Annotated in this window: 33 protein-coding genes; 18 read left to right on the forward strand and 15 right to left on the reverse strand. The window is 59.9% G+C overall.

The genetic code is table 11. From position 1 onward, the window contains the following. Positions 1–8: 8 nt before the first annotated feature. The 4 genes from fmt to speB are packed head-to-tail and all read left to right on the forward strand — an operon-like array spanning position 9 to position 2,285. The gene (fmt, locus tag ACR0B5_RS17800; protein WP_480542279.1) at positions 9–923 is read left to right on the forward strand and encodes a methionyl-tRNA formyltransferase; all 915 of its coding nucleotides are present in this window, start codon (positions 9–11) and stop codon (positions 921–923) included. Between the two features lie 6 nt (positions 924–929). Continuing rightward, positions 930–1,166, forward strand: coding sequence for a hypothetical protein (locus ACR0B5_RS17805; protein WP_170529103.1), 237 nt, complete (start codon positions 930–932; stop codon positions 1,164–1,166). Between the two features lies 1 nt (position 1,167). Beyond that, on the forward strand, positions 1,168–1,404 hold the full coding sequence (locus ACR0B5_RS17810) for a GlsB/YeaQ/YmgE family stress response membrane protein (protein WP_170380459.1): 237 nt from the start codon (positions 1,168–1,170) through the stop codon (positions 1,402–1,404). Between the two features lie 59 nt (positions 1,405–1,463). Further along, a complete protein-coding gene (speB, locus tag ACR0B5_RS17815) occupies positions 1,464–2,285 on the forward strand; it encodes an agmatinase (protein ID WP_480542282.1) in 822 nt (273 codons plus the stop codon). A 2-nt stretch (positions 2,286–2,287) separates the two neighbouring features. Here speB and ACR0B5_RS17820 read toward each other — a convergent pair whose 3' ends face one another. The 7 genes from ACR0B5_RS17820 to ACR0B5_RS17850 all read right to left on the reverse strand — a co-directional run bounded on the left by ACR0B5_RS17820 (position 2,288) and on the right by ACR0B5_RS17850 (position 6,759). Further along, entirely contained in the window at positions 2,288–2,878 is a 591-nt protein-coding gene (locus tag ACR0B5_RS17820; protein WP_480542284.1) for a COG3904 family protein, read from the reverse strand. A 48-nt stretch (positions 2,879–2,926) separates the two neighbouring features. Then, on the reverse strand, positions 2,927–3,550 hold the full coding sequence (locus tag ACR0B5_RS17825) for a trimeric intracellular cation channel family protein (RefSeq protein ID WP_480542286.1): 624 nt from the start codon (positions 3,548–3,550) through the stop codon (positions 2,927–2,929). Beyond that, the gene (gene rnhA, locus ACR0B5_RS17830; protein WP_170380455.1) at positions 3,547–4,014 is read right to left on the reverse strand and encodes a ribonuclease HI; all 468 of its coding nucleotides are present in this window, start codon (positions 4,012–4,014) and stop codon (positions 3,547–3,549) included. The genes ACR0B5_RS17825 and rnhA overlap by 4 nt, the downstream gene beginning before the upstream one ends. Further along, positions 4,007–4,600, reverse strand: a complete 594-nt coding sequence (locus ACR0B5_RS17835; protein WP_480542288.1) for a class I SAM-dependent DNA methyltransferase — start codon at positions 4,598–4,600, stop codon at positions 4,007–4,009. Before ACR0B5_RS17835 ends, rnhA begins: the two co-directional genes overlap by 8 nt. Next, positions 4,597–5,049, reverse strand: coding sequence for a DUF3429 domain-containing protein (locus ACR0B5_RS17840; RefSeq protein WP_480542290.1), 453 nt, complete (start codon positions 5,047–5,049; stop codon positions 4,597–4,599). Before ACR0B5_RS17840 ends, ACR0B5_RS17835 begins: the two co-directional genes overlap by 4 nt. Then, positions 5,046–5,996: a 4-hydroxy-3-methylbut-2-enyl diphosphate reductase gene (gene ispH, locus ACR0B5_RS17845; protein WP_480542292.1), complete on the reverse strand. Its 951-nt coding sequence runs from the start codon at positions 5,994–5,996 to the stop codon at positions 5,046–5,048. Before ispH ends, ACR0B5_RS17840 begins: the two co-directional genes overlap by 4 nt. 187 nt (positions 5,997–6,183) lie before the next feature. Continuing rightward, positions 6,184–6,759 carry a LabA-like NYN domain-containing protein gene (locus tag ACR0B5_RS17850; RefSeq protein WP_039541714.1) on the reverse strand — a complete coding sequence of 192 codons (576 nt, stop codon included), beginning with the start codon at positions 6,757–6,759 and terminating at the stop codon, positions 6,184–6,186. Positions 6,760–6,897: 138 nt separating this feature from the next. Between ACR0B5_RS17850 and folK the strand changes: the two genes are divergently transcribed. The 9 genes from folK (at position 6,898) to rnc (ending at position 14,139) form a co-directional block, all read left to right on the forward strand. Continuing rightward, a complete protein-coding gene (folK, locus tag ACR0B5_RS17855; RefSeq protein ID WP_480542294.1) occupies positions 6,898–7,467 on the forward strand; it encodes a 2-amino-4-hydroxy-6-hydroxymethyldihydropteridine diphosphokinase in 570 nt (189 codons plus the stop codon). Between the two features lie 96 nt (positions 7,468–7,563). Beyond that, positions 7,564–7,917 (forward strand): DNA-directed RNA polymerase subunit omega, encoded by a 354-nt coding sequence (rpoZ, locus tag ACR0B5_RS17860; protein WP_170380450.1) that lies wholly within the window; start codon positions 7,564–7,566, stop codon positions 7,915–7,917. Positions 7,918–7,943: 26 nt separating this feature from the next. Then, a complete protein-coding gene (locus tag ACR0B5_RS17865) occupies positions 7,944–10,076 on the forward strand; it encodes a RelA/SpoT family protein (protein WP_170556386.1) in 2,133 nt (710 codons plus the stop codon). Positions 10,077–10,092: 16 nt separating this feature from the next. Beyond that, on the forward strand, positions 10,093–10,791 hold the full coding sequence (locus tag ACR0B5_RS17870; RefSeq protein ID WP_480542296.1) for a DUF2062 domain-containing protein: 699 nt from the start codon (positions 10,093–10,095) through the stop codon (positions 10,789–10,791). Continuing rightward, the gene (locus ACR0B5_RS17875) at positions 10,784–11,530 is read left to right on the forward strand and encodes a pyridoxine 5'-phosphate synthase (RefSeq protein ID WP_425085635.1); all 747 of its coding nucleotides are present in this window, start codon (positions 10,784–10,786) and stop codon (positions 11,528–11,530) included. The genes ACR0B5_RS17870 and ACR0B5_RS17875 overlap by 8 nt, the downstream gene beginning before the upstream one ends. Beyond that, a complete protein-coding gene (locus ACR0B5_RS17880; RefSeq protein ID WP_480542298.1) occupies positions 11,527–12,150 on the forward strand; it encodes a LysE family translocator in 624 nt (207 codons plus the stop codon). The genes ACR0B5_RS17875 and ACR0B5_RS17880 overlap by 4 nt, the downstream gene beginning before the upstream one ends. Next, positions 12,147–12,566 (forward strand): holo-ACP synthase, encoded by a 420-nt coding sequence (gene acpS / locus ACR0B5_RS17885; protein WP_170643748.1) that lies wholly within the window; start codon positions 12,147–12,149, stop codon positions 12,564–12,566. The genes ACR0B5_RS17880 and acpS overlap by 4 nt, the downstream gene beginning before the upstream one ends. Before the next feature lie 56 nt (positions 12,567–12,622). Continuing rightward, positions 12,623–13,462, forward strand: coding sequence for a signal peptidase I (gene lepB, locus ACR0B5_RS17890; protein WP_170643747.1), 840 nt, complete (start codon positions 12,623–12,625; stop codon positions 13,460–13,462). After that, a complete protein-coding gene (gene rnc, locus ACR0B5_RS17895; protein WP_480542300.1) occupies positions 13,459–14,139 on the forward strand; it encodes a ribonuclease III in 681 nt (226 codons plus the stop codon). The genes lepB and rnc overlap by 4 nt, the downstream gene beginning before the upstream one ends. Before the next feature lie 129 nt (positions 14,140–14,268). Here the strand turns inward: rnc and ACR0B5_RS17900 are convergent, their stop codons facing one another. Then, positions 14,269–15,645 (reverse strand): multicopper oxidase family protein, encoded by a 1,377-nt coding sequence (locus ACR0B5_RS17900; RefSeq protein ID WP_480542302.1) that lies wholly within the window; start codon positions 15,643–15,645, stop codon positions 14,269–14,271. A 158-nt stretch (positions 15,646–15,803) separates the two neighbouring features. Between ACR0B5_RS17900 and era the strand changes: the two genes are divergently transcribed. The 3 genes from era to ACR0B5_RS17915 all read left to right on the forward strand — a co-directional run bounded on the left by era (position 15,804) and on the right by ACR0B5_RS17915 (position 17,465). Then, the gene (gene era / locus ACR0B5_RS17905) at positions 15,804–16,712 is read left to right on the forward strand and encodes a GTPase Era (protein WP_170556394.1); all 909 of its coding nucleotides are present in this window, start codon (positions 15,804–15,806) and stop codon (positions 16,710–16,712) included. After that, a complete protein-coding gene (locus ACR0B5_RS17910; protein WP_170556395.1) occupies positions 16,709–17,038 on the forward strand; it encodes a DUF1491 family protein in 330 nt (109 codons plus the stop codon). Before era ends, ACR0B5_RS17910 begins: the two co-directional genes overlap by 4 nt. A gap of 103 nt (positions 17,039–17,141) precedes the next feature. Further along, positions 17,142–17,465 (forward strand): SemiSWEET transporter, encoded by a 324-nt coding sequence (locus ACR0B5_RS17915; protein ID WP_170662549.1) that lies wholly within the window; start codon positions 17,142–17,144, stop codon positions 17,463–17,465. 7 nt (positions 17,466–17,472) lie between these two features. On the opposite strand, the gene trhA is transcribed toward ACR0B5_RS17915, so the two are convergent. Together trhA and ACR0B5_RS17925 are read right to left on the reverse strand one after the other, a co-directional pair. Next, a complete protein-coding gene (gene trhA, locus ACR0B5_RS17920) occupies positions 17,473–18,141 on the reverse strand; it encodes a PAQR family membrane homeostasis protein TrhA (RefSeq protein ID WP_480542304.1) in 669 nt (222 codons plus the stop codon). A 122-nt stretch (positions 18,142–18,263) separates the two neighbouring features. After that, positions 18,264–20,561 carry a fatty acid cis/trans isomerase gene (locus tag ACR0B5_RS17925; protein WP_480542306.1) on the reverse strand — a complete coding sequence of 766 codons (2,298 nt, stop codon included), beginning with the start codon at positions 20,559–20,561 and terminating at the stop codon, positions 18,264–18,266. Positions 20,562–20,675: 114 nt separating this feature from the next. On the opposite strand from ACR0B5_RS17925, the gene recO reads away from it, so the two are divergent. Further along, on the forward strand, positions 20,676–21,401 hold the full coding sequence (gene recO / locus ACR0B5_RS17930; RefSeq protein WP_480542308.1) for a DNA repair protein RecO: 726 nt from the start codon (positions 20,676–20,678) through the stop codon (positions 21,399–21,401). On the opposite strand, the gene ACR0B5_RS17935 is transcribed toward recO, so the two are convergent. From ACR0B5_RS17935 to ACR0B5_RS17945, 3 genes are all read right to left on the reverse strand, one after another. Continuing rightward, positions 21,385–21,777 (reverse strand): META domain-containing protein, encoded by a 393-nt coding sequence (locus ACR0B5_RS17935; RefSeq protein ID WP_209254969.1) that lies wholly within the window; start codon positions 21,775–21,777, stop codon positions 21,385–21,387. The two genes, recO and ACR0B5_RS17935, sit on opposite strands and share 17 nt — an antisense overlap. A gap of 43 nt (positions 21,778–21,820) precedes the next feature. Beyond that, positions 21,821–22,369: a hypothetical protein gene (locus ACR0B5_RS17940; RefSeq protein WP_419737767.1), complete on the reverse strand. Its 549-nt coding sequence runs from the start codon at positions 22,367–22,369 to the stop codon at positions 21,821–21,823. Between the two features lie 196 nt (positions 22,370–22,565). Next, positions 22,566–24,257: an acyl-CoA dehydrogenase family protein gene (locus tag ACR0B5_RS17945; protein WP_480542311.1), complete on the reverse strand. Its 1,692-nt coding sequence runs from the start codon at positions 24,255–24,257 to the stop codon at positions 22,566–22,568. Positions 24,258–24,401: 144 nt separating this feature from the next. Between ACR0B5_RS17945 and ACR0B5_RS17950 the strand changes: the two genes are divergently transcribed. Next, a complete protein-coding gene (locus tag ACR0B5_RS17950) occupies positions 24,402–25,166 on the forward strand; it encodes a sulfite exporter TauE/SafE family protein (protein ID WP_480542313.1) in 765 nt (254 codons plus the stop codon). A gap of 4 nt (positions 25,167–25,170) precedes the next feature. Here ACR0B5_RS17950 and ACR0B5_RS17955 read toward each other — a convergent pair whose 3' ends face one another. Together ACR0B5_RS17955 and ACR0B5_RS17960 are read right to left on the reverse strand one after the other, a co-directional pair. Continuing rightward, positions 25,171–25,635, reverse strand: coding sequence for a hypothetical protein (locus ACR0B5_RS17955; RefSeq protein ID WP_480542315.1), 465 nt, complete (start codon positions 25,633–25,635; stop codon positions 25,171–25,173). A 111-nt stretch (positions 25,636–25,746) separates the two neighbouring features. Continuing rightward, positions 25,747–26,037, reverse strand: coding sequence for a hypothetical protein (locus tag ACR0B5_RS17960; protein ID WP_170380432.1), 291 nt, complete (start codon positions 26,035–26,037; stop codon positions 25,747–25,749). Positions 26,038–26,345: the final 308 nt, after the last annotated feature.

The raw sequence follows: 26,345 nt of genomic DNA on the forward strand, positions 1-26,345 counted from the left end.
AGCGGAAGATGCGACTAATTTTCATGGGCACGCCCGATTTTTCGGTCCCGGTATTGGACGCTCTGGTCGATGCGGGGCATGAGATCGCCGCCGTCTATTGCCAGCCCCCGCGCCCTGCTGGCCGGGGCAAGAAAGACCGCCCGACACCCGTGCATGCGCGCGCCGAGGCGTTGGGGCTAGAGGTCCGGCACCCAGTCTCGCTGAAATCGCCTGAGGAACAGGACGCGTTTGCCGCTTTGAACGCGGATGTGGCGGTGGTCGTCGCCTATGGCCTGCTTCTGCCACAAGCCATTCTGGATGCACCCACGCGGGGTTGCCTTAACATCCATGCGAGCCTGTTACCACGCTGGCGCGGGGCCGCGCCGATCCATCGCGCGATCATGTCGGGCGACGCGGAAACCGGCATCTGCATCATGCAGATGGAGGCGGGTTTGGACACCGGCCCCGTTCTGATGCGTGAAGCCACGCCGATCGAGGCCGAGGAAACCACCGCGCAGCTACACGACCGGCTCTCGACAATGGGGGCTGCGTTGATCACCGAAGCCTTGACCCAGCTGCCGGACCTTGCACCCCAGCCACAACCCGAAGAGGGCGTCACCTACGCTTCAAAGATCGACAAATCCGAGGCGCGGATCGACTGGTCCAGACCCGCAGTTGAGGTCGATCGCCAAATCCGGGGTCTGTCGCCCTTTCCCGGAGCGTGGACCGAGATGGAAGGCGCGAGGCTCAAGCTGCTTGCCTCGCGCGTGGCCGAGGGGCAGGGCACTCCGGGAGAGGTCCTGACACCCGAATTGCATGTCGCCTGCGGGCAGGGCGCGGTTGAACTGTTGCGCTTGCAACGGGCAGGCAAAGGCGCGCAGGATAGGGAAACCTTTCTGCGGGGCTGGCCCATTCCAGTCGGCACCCGCCTGACGTCGGAGTAGAGACAGATGTTCATGGTCCTGATGGGCACCGTCGTGATTGCCGGGATTGTCGGCTACCTGTCCGAGAAGACGGAATTCACCCATAACGGTTACCTGCAGTCCATCATCATCTGTGTTGGCGGCGCGTTCCTGTTCTACTTCGTCCGCATCATGTTTGGCATCAGCTTTGGCCCGCCTGGGCTGGACGCGGTTCTATCTTCAATCGGTGCGCTGATCATCGTGCCGACCCATTGGAGGAAGTGACATGCCCGTTGTCGCCCTGATCGTGATCGGAGCCGCCGCAGGGTTCCTCGCCACCCGCCTGATGCGGATCGAGGCCGATATTCCCACGACCATGCTGATTGGTATCGTCGGTGCCTTGGTCGGCGGGTTCCTGTTGCGTGCACTGATCACCGTTTCCGGCTGGTTGTCCGGTTTTGTGGGGGCGGTGCTGGGCGCTTTGCTGGTGATCTGGATATGGCAGAGTTTAAAGCGCCGTTAAGGCTTGACCTTTCCCTTGGGTCGCCGCCAGATCAAGCCGAGTTTTAAAGCAGGTGACCCATGTCGTATGATCTGAACGCTGGTGATGTTGCCCTGATGGGCGTTCCACTGGATTTGCATTCCTCATTTCTGCAGGGTCCTGCCTTTGCGCCTGGTCGCATTCGCGAGGCGTTGCATTCCGGTGCGGCCAATCTGACGGCGGAGGATGGCACCGATCTGGGGGCCACGGATCGGTTCAAGGATACCGGTGATCTGGATGTGTTCGAGATGCGCGGGCAAGAGCCGATCGACCGGATCGAGGCCGGTGCTGCCGCACGGATTGAAACTGGCGCGCGGCTGTTGTCGCTGGGCGGTGATCACTCTGTCGCGTTCCCGCTGATCAAGGCCCATGCCGAGCGGTATGAGGGGCTGAACATCCTGCATATCGACTCGCATCCCGACCTGTATGACACGCAGGATATCGGCCCTCTGGGTCATGGCTGCCCTTTCGCGCGGGTGATGGAGACCGGCAAGGTCAAACGTCTGGTGCAGGTCGGTATCCGCACCATGAACAAGCACCAACAGGAGCAGGCGGACAAGTTCGGGGTCGAGGTGATCGACATGCGCAATTGGCGTCCCGAGCTGGAGATCAGCTTTGACGGACCGGTCTACCTGTCTCTGGACCTCGACGCGCTGGACCCGGCCTTTGCGCCGGGTGTGTCACATCACGAACCCGGCGGACTCAGCACGCGCGAGGTGATTAACCTGATCCATCGGTTCGAGGGGCAGTTGGTCGGCGCAGATATTGTCGAACTTAACCCCCACCGCGACCCGTATGGCATGACCGCAATGGTGGCTGCGAAATTCGTCAAAGAGATCGGCGCGCGGCTGCTATCGCGCTGAGTTCAGCGCGCGTCGCAGGTTGAGGCTGACCCCAGCCGTGTCGCGCGCGTGGTGGCCATGTCGTAGCTGTTGGCCTCGGCGGCTGTCATCCAGTGCATCTCGTCCTCCGAGGCGACTTCTAGTGTGTACCAATAGAAAGCCTCTGACACGCCGATATCGTCATAGTAGTCCAGATACCGGTCGTGTTCGGGGTCGTCCTCGGGCAATTCGGTGGCGATGATGCCCCCTCCGCCCCAGCTATGAACGCCGACGCAGGCGCCCGGCTGCAAGGTGCGCCTGTTGCCCGCCAGAAACAGGTCCGTCCCGCCTGAGGCGACCATGCCATCAGACGGCACCATCGTGTCAAAACCCCGGTTTCGCACCTCGCGCGAGAAGATCACGTTGGCGTCGTCATCCACGGATCCTTCGATGCTCTGCAGGACAAGCGTTTTGATTTGCGGGTTGTCGGCTGCCACCGCACGGAAGGCATCCAAAGTGGTGTGGTCAATGGCCCCAGTAACGACGATCTGATCGCCCTGGGCCACGAATTGCGTCGGGCTGTAGGGTTCCGCGCAAGAGGCGAGGCAAAGCGCACTGGCGGCGAGCAAGGACACGGCAGGTTTCACAAGCGGGCCTTCGGTTTGTTGCGGTCTTTACACGCCCTATTGGCGCGGCGGGCGGGCTTTGTAGACAGGAAGCCTCCAACCGAAGATAAGCGATCCGGCGCGCAAGGCCCAGCAGATCGCGGCACATAGTGCCAGCGCGGGCAAGCCTTCGAGCCCAAGTCGTGTCGCGACCACTGCCGTTAAGGCACCTGCAAACGCGCATGAGACGTAAAGCTCTCCCTGTTTCAGCACCAGGGGGACCTCGTTGCAGACCACATCGCGCATCAATCCGCCCAGACATCCGGTGGTGACGCCCATCAGCACCACGATGATGCCGGATTGATCCAGCGAATGTGCTGCTCCGGTTCCCGCAGCAACGGCAATGGACAAAGCGAAACTGTCCAGCCAGATCAGCCAGCTATAGCGGCTTTCGACCAGATGCGCGGTGAAGAACACAAGAACGGCGGCCCCGACCGCGATCAGGATGTAGTCCGGCTGGCCAACCCAAAAGACCGGATGGCGATCCAGCAGCAGGTCCCGCACGGTGCCGCCTCCGACCGCAGTCAGGCAGGCGATGAAGGCAAACCCGACCAGATCAAGCTGCGCCCGGCTGGCCACCAGCGCCCCGGTCAGCGCGAAGACCAGAACCGAGGCGTAATCCAGCAGGGCAAGCGCGCTCACTCCTGCGCCTTTGCGGGTTTGAAGGGCGCCATGCCCGCGCGGGCCAGCTCATCTGCTTTTTCGTTTTCGGGATGGCCCGCATGGCCTTTGACCCATTCCCATGTCACGTCGTGACGACCCTGCGCCTCGTCCAACCGCTGCCAAAGGTCGACATTCTTAACGGGTTTCTTATTAGAGGTTTTCCACCCGTTCCGCTTCCACCCGAAAATCCAGCCCGTCACGCCGTTTTTCACATAGGCGCTATCGGTCACAACGGTGATCTTGGACGCGCGCTCCAGCGCCTCCAGCGCGCTGATGGCGGCCAGCAACTCCATCCGGTTGTTGGTGGTCTCGGCCTCACCGCCCTTTAGTTCCCGTTCTTTCAGGACCGAGTCCCCCTGCATTGCGCGCAGTAGCACACCCCAGCCACCGGGACCGGGATTGCCGGAACAGGCCCCATCGGTATAGGCAAATAGCTCAGGCATGGGTGGCAAGCCCAATCCAGTCTGAGACCGAGCCATCCAGCCCGGTGCCGCTGCCAAGTCGTCGTGCGGTGACGGTAAAGCCCGCCTCTTGCAGATAGGTTTTCAAGTCTTCCTCGGAATAATAGCTGTAGAAGCGCCCCAAACGATCCGGCCCTTCACCCTGGCCCAGCTTCATGGCGATATAGAAGACGCCCTTGGGTTTCAACGCCCGGTGAATGGCGGCCAGATGGTTCGGGAAATCCGTGCGTTTGGCGTGCAGAAGGCTGAAATTGGCCCAGATGCCGTCATAGACATCCTCGTCCTTCAGGTCCGAAAACGCTGCTTGGCATGCGGAAACGCCAGGGTGAGCCGAGGCCAGCCGGACCATCTCGGCCGAGGCATCCATGGCCTCAACCTGTAGCCCCGCCTGCGCCATGATCACCGCCGAGGCACCGGGGCCGCAGCCCAGATCCAACACCTTGCCACCTTTTGGAACCGCCTGAATGAAACGGGTCAGTTGTGGGTCCTCGGTGTTGGCTTCATCAGTCAGATCGGCATAGCGCGCGGCCTGTTCGTTATAGACTGAGATCGTCGCACGATCGCTCATAGATACACTCCGACGGCCAAGCACAGCAGCACGATGGCCGTCAGCAGGATACGCAATCGCATCCACCAGCGCGGCGCGAGGCCCCAGTACCAGAACAGGGCGTCCAGCACCAAAAGCCCGGCAAAGCCGATCATCAGATTGGTGCCAGCGCTGATCGGCCCGCCGCCTGTCATGAAGAAGGCCCAAAGGGCGGGAAGGACCGACAGGGTATAGCCCACAGTCGCCTTGCTGCCCGAGGTCTTGGTGGCGAAGCCCCACAAGACACCGGACATGAAGCTCAGGATAACCGAGCCATAGAAAAGTTGGATGTAAGGGCCTACGAAACGAGAGCCCAGCTCGCGCGTGCCAAGATCGTGCAGGTCCGAGTACAGATAGGTCAGCGCCCCCCAAATGAACGGGATCAGCCCCGCCAACCCCAAATAGAGCGCGGATTTGGGGACGCCGTTCATGCCGGTTGCCTCAGCACGCGGGGGACTTTGAATTCTACGTTTTCGACGGCGGTTTCCACGAGGTCGACGGTTACGTCGTAGTGATCGCTGAACGCGTCGATGACTTCATTCACCAGTACCTCAGGGGCCGAGGCCCCGGCAGTGATGGCAATGCTCGAAATTCCCTCAAGCGCGCGCCAGTCAATATCGGAGGCACGTTGCACCAACTGCGCATAGTTGCATCCAGCGCGCGAGGCGACCTCGACCAATCGCCGTGAGTTGGACGAGTTCGGAGCGCCCACCACCAGCAGCGCATCCGCTTTCGGCGCTACGGCTTTCACGGCCTCTTGCCGGTTGGTTGTGGCGTAGCAGATGTCTTCCTTGTGCGGGCCGACGATCTTGGGGAACCGCTCTTCAAGCGCTGCGATGATATCCTTTGTGTCATCAACCGACAGGGTGGTCTGGGTGACAAAGGCCAGCTGATCCGGGTCTCGGACCTGAACGGTGGCGACATCTTCGACGGTTTCGACCAGCAGCACCTCGCCTTCGGGCAGTTGTCCCATGGTGCCGATGGTCTCGGGGTGGCCTTTGTGGCCGATCATGATCATCTGCAGGCCGTTGTCCGAGTGGCGCTGCGCCTCGACATGGACCTTCGAGACCAGAGGGCAGGTGGCATCGACATAGATCATCTCGCGACGAGCGGCGGTGGCAGGTACGGATTTGGGGACCCCATGAGCCGAGAAGATCACCGGCCGGTCATCTGGGCATTCATCCAGTTCATCGACAAACACGGCCCCCTTGGCGCGCAGCCCGTCGACCACGAATTTGTTGTGGACGATCTCGTGCCGGACATAGACCGGCGCGCCCCATTTCTGCAGCGCCATCTCGACGATCTTTATGGCGCGGTCCACGCCCGCGCAGAACCCGCGCGGCGCGGCCAGGTACAAAGTCAATGGCGGCTTGGTCATGTCGCTGTCTCCTTGCGCCACAGGTAGGTCTTTTCACGGCCTTGGTCCAGACAGGGCGGCGTCATTGATCTGACATGAATCACTGATAGCCGTTAGGTGTTTCAGTACCAAACCTTAGTTAAAGAAGCGCGGCCAGGGTTTCATACCCTGACCGCGCTAATCTCATCCCCAATTGTGACGCCGTGGGTTAGTGCCCGCCGGCGGCAGCAACACTGCGTGGTTCGGTCGGCATTTCCCGAGGCGGGCGGCCGATCACGTCGCGCAGGTCTTCCAGTTCAATGAAGTTGTCGGCCTGGCGGCGCAGCTCGTCCGAGATCATCGGCGGCTGGCTGCGGATGGTCGACACGACCGAAACACGTACGCCCTGACGTTGCAGGCTGGCAATCAGCGGGCGGAAATCCCCATCGCCCGAAAACAACACGATATGATCAACGCGTGGTGCCAGTTCCATGGCATCGACGGTGAGTTCGATATCCATGTTACCCTTTACCTTCCGACGCCCCATGCTGTCGGTGTATTCCTTGGCCGGTTTGGTCACCATGGTGAAGCCATTGTAGTGCAGCCAGTCAACCAGTGGTCGGATCGGAGAGTACTCGTCATTCTCCAGAAGCGCTGTGTAGTAGAAAGCACGCAGAAGCTTACCGCGGCGCATGAATTCCTGCCGCAGAAGCTTGTAGTCGATGTCGAAGCCAAGTGCTTTTGCGGCGGCATAAAGATTCGAGCCGTCGATGAACAGCGCTAGCCGTTCGTCTTTATAAAACATAAATAGGTCCTTCCGGTATAATCCAGCCCGCTGCGCGTTTAAGAGTGAGTGGTGTAAAATTAAGCGTGCTGGTGTGCCTATAATTAGGGCTTTTAATGCGCATCGCAAGTATGCATTTGGCCGAATATGGGGGTATTAATGGGCAAAACCACGTCAAATGCAGTTGTTGCGATGGGCGCAAATCTCAATCTGAGCGGACTAGGGCCCAAGGTGACACTTCGCAACGCAATAAAAGCGCTTGCGGACCGTGGTGTGGTGATTCGCGCCGAAAGCCGGTTTTTTGAAACCCCCTGTTTCCCTCCGGGGGCGGGCCCCGACTACGTCAATGCCGCCCTTTTGATCGAGACCGACCTTCCGCCTGCGCCTCTGCTGGAGGTTCTGCATGAGGTCGAACATAAGTTCGGTCGCGAACGGGTGCAGCGCTGGGGGATGCGGACGCTGGATCTGGATCTGGTGGCCTACGAGGATCAGGTGTTGCCCGATCCCGCCACCTTCGATCGCTGGCTGAGCCTGCCCGCGGATGCACAGCGTCAAGAGGCGCCAGAGCAGCTGATTTTGCCCCATCCCCGCCTGCAGGACCGGGCGTTTGTGCTTGTCCCCATGGCCGACGTGGCCCCGGATTGGCGCCATCCGGTTCTAGGCCAGACCGTCCAGCAGATGCTAAAGGCGCTGCCAGCTGAAGATATAGCAGCAGTCACACCTTTGTAGATTGGTGGATTTGCGCTATTTCCTGCTTGTCAAGGCGCGCAATCGGTCTTAGATACAACGCTTCCTGATATGGACTCAGCAACGGAGTAGCGTTCCATGGCCCGCGTGACGGTTGAAGACTGCGTAGACAAGGTTCCCAACCGGTTTGAACTGGTGATGCTTGCCGCCCATCGTGCGCGTGAGATTTCCGCCGGTGGACCGATCACTGTGGACCGTGACAACGACAAGAACCCCGTTGTCTCACTGCGTGAAATCGCCGACGAAACCCAGAGCGCGGACGAACTGCGCGAGCGTCTGATCGAGGCCAACCAGACCCAGATCGAGGTTGATGAGCCGGAAGAAGATCAGATGGCGCTGCTGATGGGTGCCGAATCGGACAAGCCTGCCGAAGATGACATGTCGGAAGAAAAACTCCTGCGTGCTCTGATGGAGGCTCAAGGGCAGGGGTAAGCCCTCAAAACGAAGGTGCGGACCGGATGATTTCTGCTGACGACCTGATTGCGCTGGTCCGCAATTATAACCCAAAAACAAACGCTGAACGCATCGCCAAGGCCTATGAATTCGGTCAGCAGATGCACGAAGGGCAGTTCCGTCATTCCGGCGAGCCCTATTTTACCCATCCCGTTGCCGTTGCCGCCATCCTGACCGAACAGCGTCTGGATGATGCGACCATTATCACGGCGCTTTTGCACGACACGATCGAAGACACGAAAGCCAGCTATGGCAAAGTGGCGGAGCTGTTCGGGGATGAGGTCGCCAAACTGGTCGATGGCGTCACCAAACTGACCAATCTGCAACTCTCCAGCCGCGAAACCAAACAGGCCGAGAATTTCCGCAAGCTGTTCATGGCCATGTCCAAGGACCTTCGGGTGATCCTGGTCAAGCTGGCCGACCGGCTGCACAACATGCGCACGATCAAGGCGATGCGCCCTGAAAAGCAGATCGTCAAAGCACGCGAGACCATGGATATCTACGCGCCGCTTGCGGGTCGGATGGGGATGCAGTGGATGCGCGAGGAACTCGAAGACCTCGCCTTCCGTGTGCTGAACCCCGAGGGACGTCAGTCGATCATCCGCCGCTTCATAACCCTGCAGCGCGAAACCGGAGACGTGATCCACCGGATCACCGGCGACATGCGCCATGAGCTGGAGAAAGCGGGCATCGAGGCCGAAGTATTCGGTCGCGCCAAGAAGCCCTATTCGATCTGGCGCAAGATGCAGGAAAAGGATCAGGGCTTTTCGCGCCTGTCCGACATCTACGGGTTCCGTATCATCACCGAAACCGAGGAAGACTGCTACCGCACCCTCGGCGCGATCCATCAACGCTGGCGGGCGGTGCCGGGGAGGTTCAAGGATTATATCTCTCAGCCGAAATCGAACGGCTACCGCTCGATCCACACCACTGTTTCGGGACGTGACGGCAAACGGGTCGAAGTTCAGATCCGTACCCGCCAGATGCATGATGTGGCCGAAACAGGTGTGGCCGCACACTGGTCCTATCGTGACGGTGTCCGGACCGAGAACCCATTTGCGGTCGACCCCGCCAAGTGGATTTCGAACCTGACCGAGCAATTCGACAATGAGGAAGATCACGAAGACTTCCTCGAAGCCGTCAAGCTTGAGATGTACTCGGACCAGGTGTTCTGTTTCACGCCGAAAGGCGATGTCGTAAAACTACCGCGCGGGGCGACGCCGATTGATTTTGCCTACGCCATCCACACCCGTATTGGGCACGCATGTGTCGGGGCAAAGGTCGATGCGATCCGCGTGCCGCTCTGGACCCGGCTGAAGAACGGGCAGTCGGTCGATATCATCACCGCCGATGGCCAGACCCCTCAGGTCACTTGGCTTGAGATAGCGGTGACCGGAAAGGCTCGGACTGCGATCCGCCGCGCCCTGCGCGAGGTTGACCGTGAGCGGTTCATCAAGCTGGGCAAAGAGCTTGCGCGTTCCGGGTTTGAACATGTCGGCCGCAAATCCACCGATAAGGCGCTTGATACAGCCGCCAAACACCTGCGCCTGAAAGACCGGCATGAGTTGCTCGCGCGTTTGGGCAGTGCTGAACTGACAGCCCATGATGTGGTCAGCGCCGTTTATCCGGAACTGACACAGGATGACGGCGATGCGATCCCGCTGCGGCGCGCCGTGATTGGTCTTGAACCGGGTCAGAAATTCGACCGCGCCCCCTGCTGTCAGCCCCTGCCGGGCGAGCGGATTGTCGGCATCACGCATCGTGGCAAGGGTGTTGAAGTTCACGCCATCGATTGTAACCGCCTGGGCGCATATGAGAATGAGCCCGAGCGGTGGGTCGATCTTCACTGGCATTCCGGCACCCACCCGGCGGTCTATGGCGCGACACTTGACCTCACCATCGGCAACGATGCGGGCGTGCTGGGGCGTATTTGCACATTGATCGGCGAGAAAAAGGCCAATATCTCAAACCTTGAGTTCGTCGACCGCAAACCGGATTTTTACCGACTGTTGATCAATGTCGAACTGCGAGACCTCGAACAATTGCATTCGCTGATGCTGATGCTCGAGGCAGAAAGTGACGTGGCCGCTGTCGAACGGTACCGAGAGCGTGAAAATGCCGCCCTGCCGGCTGGTTGAGATGAGGTGATCAGGAGTGGTTTTCAAGCGCCGAGATCGACGCTCTCCCATTCAGGCCGCATCTGAGTTTGTCTATCCACGTGGCGGATGGACCCGCGCCTTTCACTATGTCAAACATCGCGTTCGCCGTTTGCCAGACTCGCCCGAGCGGATCGCACGCGGTATCGGGGCAGGGGTGTTTGCAGCGTTTACACCCTTCTATGGCCTGCATTTTCTGGTCGCCGCCATCGGCGCGCGCCTGCTCAACGGCAATATCGTGGCCGCCCTCAGCGGCACGTTCTTCGGCAATCCGCTGACCTATGTTCCAATCGGTGTCATCTGCCTGCAGACGGGGCACTTCCTTCTGGGAACCGAATTCGAGAAAAGTGAAACCCGCGGTCTGATGGGGAAATTCGCGGATGCGATGGGCGATCTCAAGAACAACTTTCTCGCGATGTTCACTGACCGCGTCGCAGATTGGCACGGCCTGGGCCTTTTCTACCGCGAGGTATTCTACCCCTATATGATCGGCGGCATTCTTCCCGGTCTGCTGGCGGGGGTAATCTGCTTTTACCTCAGCCTGCCGCTGATCCGCACCTATCAACAGCGCCGCCGCGCACGGATCAAAGCCAAATTCGAAGAAATCAAACGTCTTGCCGAAACCGAGGCTGACACTTCGGTGGAAAAGGCACTAGCTTCAGCTCAAGCCGTGAAAAAGGAATCGCGCGATGTCTGACACTTATCTGCGTCTTGGTGTGAATATCGACCACGTCGCAACTGTGCGTAACGCACGCGGGGGGGCTTACCCCGACCCGCTGCGCGCCGCCAAGCTGGCTGAAGAGGCTGGGGCTGATGGCATCACGGCGCATCTGCGCGAAGACCGCCGTCACATCTCGGACGCTGATATCGACGGGTTGATGGACGTCCTCTCGGTTCCGCTGAACTTTGAGATGGCGGCCACTGACGAGATGCAGAAGATCGCCCTTCGGCACAAACCTCATGCGGTCTGTATCGTGCCGGAAAAGCGCGAGGAACGCACCACCGAAGGCGGGCTCGAAGTCGCGCGCGAGGAAAACAAACTGGCCCATTTCATTGCTCCGCTTCGCGATGTCGGTTGTCGCGTGTCGATCTTCATAGCCGCCGACCAACGCCAGATCGAGGCCGCCCACCGCATCGGCGCCGAGGTGATCGAGCTACACACAGGCGCCTATTGCGACGCCTTCGCTGAAGGCCGCATGGAAGACGCCGAGCGTGAGCTGGAAAGCCTGCGCCAAATGTCGACGTTTGCCCATTCGCTGGGCCTCGAAGTCCATGCGGGCCATGGGTTGACCTATGAGACGGTGAAACCTGTAGCGGCCTTCCCCGAGGTGCGTGAGTTGAACATCGGCCACTTCCTGATCGGCGAGTCGATCTTTCTGGGCCTCACCCCCGCCATACAGGAAATGCGCCGCCTGATGGATGAGGCGCGGGCGTGATCACGCCGACTTTCATAGCGATCTGGTTTGCCTGGTTGATGGCCGGTGGCTCACCCGGTCCGGCCACCATGGGCATTGCCGGTACCGCTATGACTGAAGGTCGCCGCGCAGGGCTGGTCTTTGCACTTGGCATATGCGCGGGCTCTGCTGCTTGGGGGATCGCCGCCGCGCTGGGCTTGTCGGCGATCATGCTGGCAAATGTCTGGGTCTTCGAGGTGATCCGTTACTTTGGTGTCGCCTATTTGGGCTGGCTGGCCCTCAAGGCCCTGCGCCGCGCTATGACCGCCGGTGAGGTGCCGTTGGGCAAGCCTGTCACCGGGTCGCTGCGTACGATCTTTGCGAAAGGTGCAGCCATTCACCTGACGAACCCCAAGGCGATCCTCAGTTGGGGATCGATCTATGCGATTGTTGCCCCAAATGATGCCAGCCTATGGGTGTTGTTGGGATATTTCGGCCTACTTTATGCGGGATCTTTGCTGATCTTCATCGGTTACGCCTTCCTGTTTTCCTCGGTGCGTATGGTTAGCGCCTACCGGCGTGCTCGACGTTGGTTCGATTTTGCCTTTGCAGGGTTCTTCGGCGTCGCCAGCTATAAGATTTTGACGGTGCGGTTGTCGTGATCCTAGGCGTTGGCACAGATCTCGCGAATATCGAGCGGATTCAGCGCACGCTCGACCGTTTCGGCGACCGTTTCCGCAATCGCGTGTTCACCGAGACCGAGCAGCGCAAGGCCGAACGTCGCCACGACACCGCAGGCACCTATGCCAAACGCTGGGCGGCGAAAGAGGCCTGCTCCAAGGCGCTGGGCACCGGTCTGCGCATGGGCATCGCCTGGAAGGACATGGCGGTCAGCAACCTGCACACGGGCCAGCCCGTGATGCATGTAACCGGCTGGGCCGCCGACCGGCTGCACCAGATGACGCCCCCCGGACATGAGGCGATCATCCACGTCACCCTGACCGATGACCACCCTTGGGCGCAGGCCTTTGTGGTGATCGAGGCGCGCCCGTTTCAAGAAGCCGGTACGCAGCCTTGACTTGCCCCCGCATGGCCCGCATGTAGCACCCAACACACCAAGGAGCAGAGAGCAGTATGGCCGAGGACGTCAAAACCGGAAATCCCATCTGGGAGACGATCAAAACCATTGTCTACGCCCTGTTGATCGCAGGCGTTTTCCGCACCCTGTTCTTCCAGCCCTTCTGGATTCCCTCCGGCTCGATGAAGCAGACCCTGCTGATCGGCGATTTCCTGTTCGTCAATAAGATGGCCTACGGTTACTCCTACGCCTCCTGCCCCAGCCTGATCATCCCCAGTGTCGGTCTGAATATCGACGCCGAGGATATCTGCGGCTGGCTTCCGGGTGACGACAATACCCGCATCTGGGGCGGAGAGCCCCAGCGCGGCGATGTGATCGTCTTCCGTCACCCTGTGACGGGGCGTGACTACATCAAGCGCCTCATCGGTCTGCCGGGCGACCGCGTTCAGGTCCGTCAGGGGCAGATCATTCTGAACGGCACACCTGTCCCGCAACAAGCCGATGGTGTGTTTACCGAAGTGGCGGCTCCGCAAGGCCCGCAACGCTTGCGTCCACGATGCTCCAACGGTCCGGTCGGTATCGGTGGCGTCTGCGAGAAAGAGCGCTTTGTTGAGACCCTGCCCAATGGCGTATCCTATGACGTGCTGAGTATCGGCAATCAGGGGTCCGACAATACCGGCATATACACCGTGCCCGAAGGCCACTATTTCTTCATGGGTGACAACCGGGACAACTCTGCTGATAGCCGTCTGCCGCAATCTGCTGGCGGTGTAGGCTATGTTCCTTACGAAAATCTGATCGGTCGTGCCGACCGGATCATGTTCTCTTCGGCCGGCCGGTCTATGCTGTTCTTCTGGACATGGCGCAGCGACCGCTTCTTTAAGGCGGTCAATTGAAGGTATCGGCCGACATAAAGGCATTTCAACACCGCTTGGGGTACGAATTCTCGAACCCCGAACTGTTGGTGCGTGCACTGACCCACGGTTCGGTTTCCTCCGCCACCCGGCCCGATAACCAAAGGCTCGAATTTCTGGGCGACCGCGTGCTGGGTCTGGTGATGGCAACAGCATTGCTGGAGGCGGATAAGAAAGCCTCCGAAGGCCAGCTGGCCCCTCGTTTCAACGCGCTGGTGCGTAAAGAAGCCTGTGCCGATGTCGCCCGTCAAATTGATCTGGGTGCCGTGCTCAAGCTGGGCCGGTCCGAGATGCTGTCCGGCGGCCGCCGCAAACAGGCACTTCTGGGCGACGCGATGGAGGCAGTAATCGCCGCCATCTACCGCGACGCCGGGTTCGAGGCCGCCCGCGATGTCATCCTCGCCCTCTGGGGGGATCGCATCCACACGGTCGAAGCCGACGCTCGCGACGCCAAAACCTCGCTGCAGGAATGGGCACAGGCCCGTGGCCAGAAGCCCCCCAGCTATATCGAGGTCAAACGCAGCGGCCCCGACCACGCGCCGGTCTTTACCATCGCCGCCCGCCTGCAAGACGGGACCGAGGCACAGGCCACCGCCGGATCAAAACGCCAGGCCGAACAGGCTGCTGCAAAGGCCCTTCTGGACTCGCTGCCGAAGTAGCCCCCATTCATCTTCCGAAACCCGATCCGCTCTTCATCTGGCCAAAAATATCCCGGGGGTGAGGCCGGATGAAATCCGGACTAGGGGGCTGGCCCGCTCCCGGTTGGATTGGCGCGGCCAACCCGATGCCTAAATCACTTTGATATACCCGGTCAGACCGGTTTTCTGATGCTCGATCACATGACAATGAAAGGCCCAGTCGCCGGGATTGTCTGAGACCAAAGCGATTTCGACCACCTCATCTTTCAGCAGCAGCATTGTATCGGTCAGCAAAGGCGGCAGCTTACGTAGGTTCGACTTTAGCGGCGAGAACACAAGCCCATGCAAATGGATCGGGTGCAGGTTCGGCGATTCGTTTCGTAGCCGCAGAACGTAGCTTTTGCCCATCTCCAAAACGGCCAGGGGGCCAACGCCCTCGGCGGCATCTCCCGCCCAAGGGGTCTGGTTGATCGACCAGAAATTATACCCTAGAGAGCCACAGAACCCGTTGTTTGGCTCTCCATCTTCGGGCGTCCAGCCAAAGACGAACTCATGCAGTTCGGCCTTTGCCAGATCAGGCCGTGCAACCGGGTTCGGGGGCAGTGGTTTCAACTCCCGCAAGTCCCGCGCAACATCCGCGCCTACGGCCCGAAGACGCGCCATCGGGCGATGCGGCTGACCCGGCAGTTTCGCGACCAGATCCACCATCTGCGCCTCGCCTGAGGGCATCGCCACCGCGAAATCCACCCGTTGGCCCGGTCCGACCAGCAGAGGGTCCTCGGCGCTTGGCAGGGGCACCTCGACATCCACCGGATGTCCGTCCCATGCGATGATGCGGGCCTCGGCGCCTTCAAGATGCAGCCGACAGATCCGGGTCGTGTCTGTGTTCACCACTCGCAGCCGCACCAACCCGCCCGAGATATGATCGTAGACAGGTGTATCCAGCCAGTTTGCGGTTTGTATATTGCCGAATGTCCCGGCTCGCGCCGCGCCGCGCTGGGTGTACGCGGGCAGGAACTGGTCCTCTTCATCCAAACGGAAATCACGCAGATTGATGACTTGTTCGCTGTCAAATCCGGGGTCTTCGGCCTCGGCAATAACCATCACGCCGGTCAGACCATGGGCCATCTGCTCCATCGTCATGCAATGCGGGTGGTACCAATAGGTTCCAGCGTCGGGGGGCGTGAACTCATAGTCGAACAGTTCATTCGGTCCCATCGGCATCTGGGTCAGATAGGGAACGCCGTCCATTGCGTTCGGAATACGCAGCCCGTGCCAATGCATTGCGGTGTAGTCCAGTGTCGAGTTGCGCACCGGCAGGCTCATCGCCTCGCCTTGACGGCCCCGCAACACCGGCGGCGGCGCATCCGAGGACAGGCTGACCATCCCGGTCGTCACCTGATCGCGCAGTGCGAAACTGGCCGATTGAATGATCAGTTCGGGCGCGGCCGAAGCCAGCCCGAACCCTCCTAGTCCGATTGCCCCAGCGGCGGCGCTGCCGCCCAAAAGGAACTCGCGACGTTTCATGATTTGCCTCTTTGATGAAATCCTCGCCTGGCTGTCATCGGCGTGGCGTGGGGCTACAGTTTCACTGCGCACGACGGATCGCAATGCGACAAAACCCTCTGGCCCGCGCGGGCATTCTGCTATAGGGGTGCGCACTTGCAAACAGGATCGCAACAAACATGACCACACGCGCCGGATTTATCGCCCTGATCGGAGAGCCAAACGCAGGCAAATCCACCCTTTTGAACCGCATGGTCGGAGCCAAGGTCTCGATCGTGACGCATAAGGTGCAGACCACCCGCGCCCGCATCCGTGGCGTGGCGATGGAAGGCGACGCGCAGCTGGTCTTTGTCGACACGCCCGGCCTGTTCAAACCGCGCCGCCGTCTGGACCGTGCGATGGTTGCCGCTGCGTGGGGCGGGGCGGCTGATGCGGATGTGGTTGTCCTGATGATCGAGGCCCATCGCGGCATCACCGAAGGGGTCGAGCGCATCCTCGAAGGGCTCGAAGAGATCGGACAGGGGCGCACCATCGCGCTGGCCATCAACAAGATCGACAAGGTGCCCTCCGAGAAGCTGCTGGCGCTGACCAGTGACCTGAACACACGCTACCCGTTTGCTGAGACCTTCATGATCTCGGCCGAGAAAGGCCACGGCGTCGACGACCTGCGCAAATGGCTGGCGGGTGAGCTGCCCGAAGGCCCTTGGCTTTATCCCGAAGACCAAATCGCCGATCTGCCCCTGCGCATGATCGCCGCTGAGATGACACGCGAAAAGCTGACTCTGCGCTTGCATCAGGAACTGCCCTATCAGCTAACCGTCGAAACCGAGAACTGGGAAGAGCGCAAAGACGGCTCGGCCCGGATTGATCAGATCATCTATGTCATGCGCGACGGTCACAAAGGCATCGTGCTGGGCAAAAAGGGCGAGACGATCAAGGCGGTCAGCCAGGCCGCGCGGGCCGAACTGGAAGAGTTCCTCGACCGCAAGATTCACCTGTTCCTGCAGGTCAAAGTTCGGCCCAACTGGCTGGAGGAATCCGAGCGGTACTCGGAGATGGGTCTGGATTTCAAAGACGGCAACGCATGACCCGTCTGACCGCAGACTTCTGGGTCCATGCCTATCTGGCACGGCTGCGGTTTCAGGAAATCCCGGCCTTTGTGGTGGCGCATGGCGACGACACGGCGGGTGCGGTGCTGGTCAAGCTCAACACACTTGATGGGCAGGCGGTGGCTTTTCAGCGCAGCTTTGACCTGATGAGCGGCGCGCGCAAATGGGTGGAACTTTCAAGCGGCGCCGAGCGTGATGTGGACGAGGCCATCCAACGCCAGCGCAGCTTTGACCCTGATCTCTGGGTGATTGAGGTCGAAGACCGGCAGGGGCGGCATTTGCTGGATGAAGAGGGTCTGGAATAGCCCCACCCACAGGGACTTGGACAGGCGGCCCAAACCGTCTAGTTTGAAGGGCAGGTCGGCAAGGCCGATCATTGAGATAACCGCAATAAGGTCAGGTGTAGGCGTGGCTGAAACACTCGCTGAGAAACTTGAAAAATCGAACCTCGGTCATTGGATGCAGCGATTCGAAGGCTTCATGGTCTTCATTGGTGTCGTCGGCCCCTTTGCCACGTTGCCGCAGCTGATCAAACTGTTTTTCACCCATTCACAACACGCCACCGGCCAGTCGCTTTTGTCCTGGTCGCTTTATGCTGCGCTGTCATTCCTTTGGTTTGCCTATGGGTTGGTGGTCGGAAAGCTGCCGATTTATGTGGGCAATGGGATCTCGATGATCCTCAACCTGTTGATGGTCGTTGGTATCCTGATGCACGCGGGGCTGACGTTCTGAGCGAGCATTAGCCTAGCACCAGCGGCTCCAGCGACACCCGCAACGATACCGCGGCGAAGAACAGAACACTGCCTGTCAGAACGAAAACATGCCAGATCGTGTTGTGATAGGGCATCCAGTCGGACAGGTAGAAGATGACGCCTGCGGTATAGACTACCCCTCCGGCAATCATCAGAGCGAGTACCGAAGGTGGCAGCTCGTCCAGCAAAGCGTGCCCGCTCCAGACGGCGGCCCAGCCCATTCCCAGATACAAGACCAGCCCGATCCAGCGAAAGCGGTGCGGGTCCACCATCTTCAGCATTGATCCCAGCGTGGCCGAGGACCAAAGGCCGATCATCAGCCCCGGGGCTTGCGCTCCGGACAGCAGCAGGAAGGGCGTGTAAGTGCCTGCGATCTTCACATAGATGCCCGAGTGATCAAGCCTGCGCAGAACTTCTGACCATCGATCACTGACGACCATGTTGTAGAGCGCAGAAAAGCTGAGCATCAGGATCAGCGTCACTCCATAGATCGACGCGCCCATGACCGCGTCCGGGTCGGCGCGATAAAACATCGTCATGACAATCAGAATGGGAACCGCGATGAGGGCCAGAAACAGGCCCAGAACATGTACAACTCCGTCACTGATGCGCTCGGCCCGGCTATAGGCTGGCCGGATATGTGCAAAAGACCGCATGGTAAAAGGGTAGGGCCGGTGCCGTCCTTGGGCAAGTCTGTTGGGCTGAACTTATCGTGTAGGTGTCACAGCTTGCGGCGCTGGGGGGTGTTTTTCATCCCCTCTTCATCAAACCGCAATGCTCAGGTCGGATCTTCGCCGGGCTTTGGCTCTTTGTACCGGTTGAGGTCCAGAATGCCCGCCTGAATTGGTTTGTTCTTCAGAAAACGGGCATGGATTTGATCGCTGATGGCCCAGAAATCTTCGCTGGTCCGACGCACGCCAAAATCGGCAACCAGCTGCATCCAGTCCTCTTGCGTGGCGACAGCTTTCACAGCCTGAACAAAGCCGTGCAATTGCGCCTCAGGCAGTTTGAAGAAGAAGTTTGGGTAGCTTCCGATCATCTCAGGTAAAATGGTCAGAACGTCTTCTTCGGGTTCTCGCCGGGCGGATTCGTCAAACAGGAAGGCAATGTTGGTATGGGCCTTGTCGTGGATCAGGGTGAAAACTTCGGCTTTCTCGTCGCTTGTCTCGACCACCAGCAAGGAAAGGTCAGGCAGGAACTTCACCCAAGGCCCGGTCTGGCTGGCCAGGGCAGTCAGCGCATCCTGCGCGCAATCCGCGCCATCGCATCGGTTGATCGGGTCTGAGCGCGGCCACAGACCGTTGCCGCGTGCCAGAAGCTGCAGAAAAAACTCCTGCTTGGGGGCGTCCGTTTCAAACGTGATCCCGGTGGGCATCGTGTCGTCGATGCGTCGGGTGTGCCAGAAAGTGTGCAATCTGGCCAGAACGCCTCGGTACCAGTTTTCGTGCATCCCCGGCCGTAGATTGCGCGGCATGAAGGTCAGGAAGTTGTCCTCACTCTCCATGCGCAATTCGTCCATGTAGATGCGGGTCGCCAGTTGATGCTCGACACGTCCGAACACGTCATATCCAGCGACCAGATTATAGTAGATCCGTTCAAACACCGGATAGTCGATAACCCAGGCGGTTTCCGGGATATCGCCATGAAACCCAGTCAGGGCCGAAGCGTTGTCGAAGTGCCGAAACACGGTTATCAGGGCGTTCGGGTTGGTGCCCTCGCCATCCCAGATCGCGTCATAGCCCCAACCACTTTGATGCGCGGGGCTGTTGCCATAGCGGGTATCGCGGAACTCAAGGTACTGGGCCTGGTTCTGATGCGAGAACATGTGCAGGTCGCCCAAGCTTTGACCTACCTGCGCGACGGGGAGCTCAAGAAGCGCAGCGCCCTCGGCCAGAAAACTTGGGTCGGTGATCGAGAGGTCGGCGTCGGGGTCAAGGAAACTGACCCAGAACCGGTCTTCGATGACGTCAACGGCAGTCTCTCCGTGACAGACGGGGCCGCGGATGAAGCTACGGACAAAGAACAGCGCGTCGTCTAACAGGAATTGATAACGGCTGCGCGCGGGGATTGCCGCGAAGGTCGAGAACGGGTCTCCGCCTTCGGCATCGCCATAGGAGGGCAGGTCGGTCAGTGCCCAGTTGGGCTGCAGGAACAGCGCCTGAAACCGTGCCATGCGATCGGGGCTTAGCGTATAGACTAGGTGTTCCTTGTGGACGATGGTCTCATCGACTTGTTGCAAGCGGTAGAAGAAAGGGTCAGAGCTGGGATCATCAAACGGGCGGCGTGTGGCGATTATGTCGATCTTTTCTCCACCGGGCGTTCTGGACCGGACCATTTGAAAGAACCGCCGTGGGTCATCGCCTTCGAAATGTAGGCGGGCCAGAAACAGATGTTCGAACAGATACCGGTTCATCAATTTCGCACGCGGGTCGGGGGCGTTCAAAAATGCCTCCCACTCGGTAACCTGCTCTTGGATATCGTCCGGCAATGGCGTGGTCGCCTCAGGCAAGGCTGCTCCGCTCTGCACCCAATCCATCAGCAACGCATGTTCTGAGGCTGCCAGTGGAGCAGTCCCATAGGGCATTCCGGCAATGGGATGACTTTCGCGGAAGGCGTCGAATTCCTGATCGGTTGGGCAGACCAAGGGGCGGTCAAGCGCTAGACCCAACGAGTCCGGCAGGGGCGCGTTTGTGGGCAGAGGGTTCTCGGCCCCCAGCGCCAGATAGCGCTCCAGCAGGCTGGTCTCGCCTTTTGCCTGCGGAAGAACCGGATGGAACCCCAAATCCCGCCACCCCTCAATTGTTGTGGCATCCTGTCCCAAACGGGTGGGTTGGGCATCTTCTAGGCGCTGCGAATGGTAAACCGCCAGTTTGTTGCCGCCGCGCAGCAGCCCCTCGGGCGAGGTCAGTTTGACCTGACAGGGCGCATCGTAGCAGCCGTGGCAAACCACGCATCGCTTGTCCAGAACCGGCTTGACCTGTGACCAGTCTGCCTGCGCGAAGGCGGAAAGGGGTGCGATGATCCATGCGATCAGCGTTACCCAGAAATTGGCTGGCCGTGGCGTCTTTTGTCCCATTGCTCCACTCTTGGTCGTCGTATCCGGTTTGTCGAGTCCCCCATCCCGCTTGCGCCTGCCGCGCGGTTGCGCTCTTGTGAGACAACCGATTTCCAACCTCGAGCGGAGCTTGCCTTGGACTGGCGCGATCACGGCATCTTACTGACCACGCGCCGCCACGGTGAAACGGCCGCGATTATCGAGGTCTTCACCGAGGCTCATGGCCGTCATGCGGGCGTGGTGCGCGGGGGAACCAGCCGCAAGATCGCGCCGATCCTACAGCCCGGCGCGCAACTGGACGTGCTGTGGCGGGCGCGACTTGAGGAACATATTGGCACCTTCCAGGTCGAACCCCTACGCTCGCGCGCGGCGGCGGCGTTCTCTGGTCGGCTGGCGCTGGCGGGGCTGAACGCCGTAGTGTCGCTGTTGTCCTTTTGCCTGCCCGAGCGCGAGCCGCATCCCGCAATCTACAGCCAGACCGAGCAGTTGATGGATCTGCTCGGGCAGGATGAGATCTGGCCGCTGGCCTATCTGCGTTGGGAACTTGCGCTGCTTGAGGAGCTGGGCTTTGGCCTCGACCTGTCCTCTTGCGCTGTAACCGGCGCGACCGAGGGGCTGGTCTATGTCTCGCCCAAAACGGGTCGGGCCGTCAGTCTGGAGGGTGCCGGAGAGTGGGCCGACCGCCTTTTGCCCCTTCCGCCCTGTCTGCGGGGCGAAGGGACGGCCCCGGATGCCGAAATCGTCCAGGGGCTGAACACGACGGGGTATTTCATGGAACACCGCGTTGCCCCTGCATTGGGTCATCATCCGCTACCCGAGGCGCGAGCGCGGTTCATCGAAAGGCTTACTCGGCGGCTTTGAACACCATCTCGTGCCCGTCCTCATTGCGCAGGATCAGCACATCGCCCGAAACCTCGGATTGGGTCATCGCCAACAGGGCTGCGAAATACATGCCCTCGGCCTCAAGCGCGGCACAGGCGGCGCGGGTGGCGGCAAGGTCCTTGATCTCGAACCATGGATAGGGCGCGTTCAGCGTGCCATTGTAGCTGTTGCAGGGGGCGTTGCCCGCGATTTTGCCCTCCTCGGGGAATTGCAGCAGGGCGCTGGCTTCAAAGGGCTGTCCGTCAATCTCCTGCAGGACCCAGGACCGGTCAGACGCGCCATAGGCTGCCACGGTTTCGTCGCGGTCGCATTGAAACAGGGCCATCAAGGGCAGAACGAGGGTCAGGCGTAGCATGGGCACAATCTAGCGCGACTTCGGTTTGTGCTGAACCAGAATCTCAGCTGCCCGCGCTGGCCGAGATCAGCTCTTCGCGCACCTCCAGCCGGGGCCGCCAGTTGTAACGGTCGTCTTCCGAGATCTCGCCCCAGAACAGGTCGCCGCTCTGCCGCCAGGGATCAAGGATCACGCCGTCCTTCAGGCTGTCTCCCCGCGCGCTGATCGCTGCCGAATGGTGGATGATGCGGAACGTGGTCGGAGGAGAGGTGGCCCAATGCACATCCAGCGTTTGAAAGTTCTCTTGCTGCAAGCGCCGGGTCATGGCCTGCGCCCAGTCATTGCATAGGCCGTAGTCGCGAAAGCCGTTGATGACCTTGGCGTTGTGAACGATCGGCGAATCCGTCACGTTCCAGTCCCGCTTCAACTGCTGCGAATAGCTGTACGAGATTTCCGCGGCGCGGCGGGCCTCGGCCGGATCGACATCGGGGCCAAGGTTGCGGATCTCAAGCGCCAGCCCATCGACATCCGCCCGTGTAACGGTCGAAGACGGAGCGCAGGCCCCAAGGGTCAGCATCACCAAGGCAGCCAGCAGCGCGGTCAGGCGTATCACGTTTGTCTCTCCGTCCGGGTTTCGAAAGGTCGTGTAAGTGATCTGCGCAGGATCGGGAAGGGGGAAGTTGCAGTGAGGAGTGTTCGGAATTGGTTATGTACGCGTGGTTAGCGCCACGGACAAAATGTGCAGTTCAAGAAAAAAACCCGGCGCGGGCGCCGGGTTCAGTTGGGGAAATGAAGTTGCCGAATTTCGGTCAGCCCAGCAGACGCCGTGCAATGACCTGTGCCTGAATTTCGGCAGCCCCTTCGAAAATGTTCAGGATACGCGCGTCGCAAAGGACGCGGCTGATCTTGTATTCCAGCGCGAAGCCGTTACCGCCGTGAATCTGCAGCCCGTTATCGGCCGCGGCCCAGGCCACACGTGCGCCCAGCAGCTTGGCCATACCGGCCTCTAGATCGCAGCGTTGTCCGTGGTCTTTTTCCCAGGCCGAGAAATAGGTCAGCTGCCGCGCGATCATGATCTCAACCGCCATCATCGCCAGCTTGCCGGAAACGCGCGGGAAGTTGATCAGCGATTTACCAAACTGCTTGCGGTCCTGCGCATATTGCATCGCGATATCCAGCGCACTTTGCGCAACGCCGATGGCGCGGGCGGCGGTCTGGATGCGGGCGGATTCGAAGGTCTCCATCAACTGCTTGAAGCCTTTGCCTTCTTCGCCACCCAGAAGGTTTTCACCCTTCACGTGGAAGCCGTCAAAGCCCAGCTCGTATTCCTTCATGCCGCGATAGCCCAGCACCTCGATCTCACCGCCGGTCATGCCGGGGGTGGGGAAGGGGACTTCATCCGTTCCTGGCGTCTTCTCGGCCAGGAACATCGACAGACCCCGGTGGTCGGTGCTGTCAGGATTGGTACGTGCCAGCAGGGTCATCACATGGGTTCGGGCCGCGTGGGTGATCCACGTTTTGTTGCCGGTGATCTCATAGTCGCCATCAGCGTTCTTGACCGCACGGGTGCGCAGGCTGCCCAGATCCGAGCCGGTGTTGGGTTCGGTGAACACGGCGGTCGGCAGTATCTCGGCGCTGGCCAGCTTCGGCAGCCAGTTTGCTTTTTGCTCATCCGTGCCGCCTGCGATGATCAGCTCGGCCGCAATCTCGGAGCGTGTGCCCAGAGAGCCGACGCCGATATAGCCACGCGATAACTCCTCGGACACCACGCACATCGAGGCTTTGGACAGGCCGAACCCGCCGAACTCTTCGGGGATGGTCAGGCCGAAAACGCCCATTTCGGCCAGCTCTTCGATGACCTCGATCGGGATCAGTTCGTCCTTCAGGTGCCAGTCATGGGCGTGCGGTTCGACTTTTTCGACCGCATAGCGACGGAACTGGTCGCGGATCATCTCAAGTTCTTCGTCCAGACCCGACGCGCCGAACATGGTGGCTCCGGCCTGATCTTCCATGAGAGCGACAAGGCGAGACCGCGCGGCTTGCGTATTGGCCTGCGCCATCAGCGTCTGGATCTCAGAAGTCTGGAACCCGGACAGAGCGTCCCAGCCCAGCCCCAGATCCTGCAGGCGTACAACTTCGCCCTGGTTCATGGGGATACCGCCAGCGACCTGATGCAGATACTCACCAAAGGCGATCTGGTGCAGCAGTTGCTCAATCTCGCCAAACTTGCCGTCCGCCTCAAGCGCTTCGGCCCAGCGTTGCATCTGTGCAAGGGACTGATGATAGGTCGCCAGCCATGCCAGCCCGTGAGCAGCTGTCTGGTTCGCCTCGATCAACGCACCCGAGATGCGACCGTCAGCCTCGACCATGGACCGCACCGAATCGCGCGCGCGCTCAAATACAGCTTCGACCGCTGGTACAGCGGCCTTTGTCAGGGCCAGAAGGTCCGGCAAAATCGCAGCTGTCGTCATCTGGGTCATATCCTGTCCGTCATGGGCCATGAATCACGTCCTCTTTTGCGTCGTCTGGTCATATCATGCTGCACGTGCAGCGCAACAAAAATACTTATTACGCTGCGAAAAAGTTCAAATATTACCTTGGTATTTTTGCAGTGCAGAGAGCGCACAGGGTGATATCTAGACGGCATGACATTGTTTTCCACACTCTCTCCGACCGATCTTGCCCTTGCCGCCGCGATTGCCTGTCTTGCCGGATGGGTCAAAGGAATGGTCGGTTTCGCGATGCCGATGGTTCTGGTTTCGGGGTTGAGTATGTTTCTGCCGCCCGAGCTTGCTGTTGCCGGTCTGATCTTCTCGACCGTTGTGACCAACGGCGTTCAGGCGCTGCAGGAAGGGGGGCGGGCGGCTATTGCCTCGATCCGGCGGTTCCGGGTCTTTCTGAGCGTTGGTTTGATCTTTCTGCTGATCGGAGCGCAGTTGGTGACGCTGGTTCCGGCCTCGACCTTCCTGATGTTGATCGGCATTCCGGTGACAGCCTTTGCATTGCTGCAGATCCTCGGGGTTACCTTTTCCCTCAAGGAAGCATCAGCGCGTATAGAAGCGATCTTCGGCGTAATTGCGGGCTTTGTAGGTGGGATATCGGGCGTGTGGGGGCCTCCGACCGTGGCGTATCTGACGGCCTTGAACACCCCAAAGCAAGAGCAGTTGAGAGTGCAGGGTGTGATCTATGGTCTGGGCGCTGTGGCTTTGACAGTGGCGCATATCGGCTCAGGGATACTGAATCGAGAGACAGCGCCGTTCTCAGCCGTTTTGGTCGTGCCAGCCCTTGCGGGGTTGTGGCTGGGGATGCGGTTGCAGGACCGCATTGATCAGGCCCTGTTTCGGAAAATCACCCTGTTGGTGCTGCTGGTTGCTGGGCTGAACCTTGTCCGCCGTGGTCTCTTCGGTTAGCGGATCACGCCCGCTTGTCCGCAAAGCGAAACGCGAAATAGAGGCCGAGCATCAGGAAGAAGAGGCCTGAGACGTCTCCGATCAGAAAGGCGATGTACTCTGCGGTCGCACTGCCGAAGGCCAAATTCGTCAGACCTGAGACCAGGAACGAGGTCACGACGCCGACGCCCATGATGCAAATCCAGCAGGGTTTGCGGTCGGCGCGTGGAAACAGATCCCAACCGAGCCATTTGCAGAGATAGAAGACCGCTGGAACCGTGGTTACGGCGATTGCCATTGCCAAAAGACGGCTTGGCAGGAACACATCGCTGCCGCCGAGTGCTGCGAAAACGATGAAAACACCGGGAAGAAGGGCAAAGATCGCCCTCCAGCCCAACAACCACGCGGATAGAACGCGCACGCCATGTGGTAGAAACAGCAGACTTGCCCGGCTTGGATATTCGGGAAAGAACAAGTTCTGCAAAGGCATCAGGACCTCAAAAGTGAGGAAGGATGCGATCACATAGGCCAAAGAGGCAAAAAATGTTTCCGAGGCCCACTTGCGCACGTCGATCAGCCGTTGATCTGCCGGGGCGCGGCGTCACCGTGGTGCATGTACGATATACCGTCCGCGATTGGCTGTGCCGCTTTGCGACAGATAACCCTTTTCGACCAGCGACTTCAGCGCGCGGAAAAAGGTGGGCCGCGAAACGCTCTGGACCAGAGTGTGTTCGATCAAGCCGAATGTCCGGACTTCCTGATCGGCTTTCGATAGCTCTTCGGCCGCGTAATAAATGTCGCGCTCGACCGGAGAAAGCTGTTCAAGGCCTAGTGTGCGCTCCATGCTTTGCATGAGCTTGCGAAGTTCGGTGAGTTTCGAGATTTCGGTCATATCTTACCTGTCTTTTTCGTGCCAACGCGGCCAAAGCCGAAACCTGGAAATATATCCAAACACCGTGGTGTCTGGCTGGTTTCATATTGACACTTTACCCCATCTACTTAGACTAGCGTCGTGATTAGGTTGCCCAATTCGCTGGTGTGAGTGTCCGCGCATGAGCTGCCCAAAGGTTATTTTAAGATTCGGCCCGGTGCAAAAGCTCCGGGCCAATTTAATGTAGCGACTGTAGCGTATCGGAAACTTCGGAACAACGCATTTGTATATGCTGTTTCCGCGCGGTAACCGGAAGGTGAACGCTCTGG

It is taken from the genome of Ruegeria sp. AG1 (assembly GCF_056541705.1).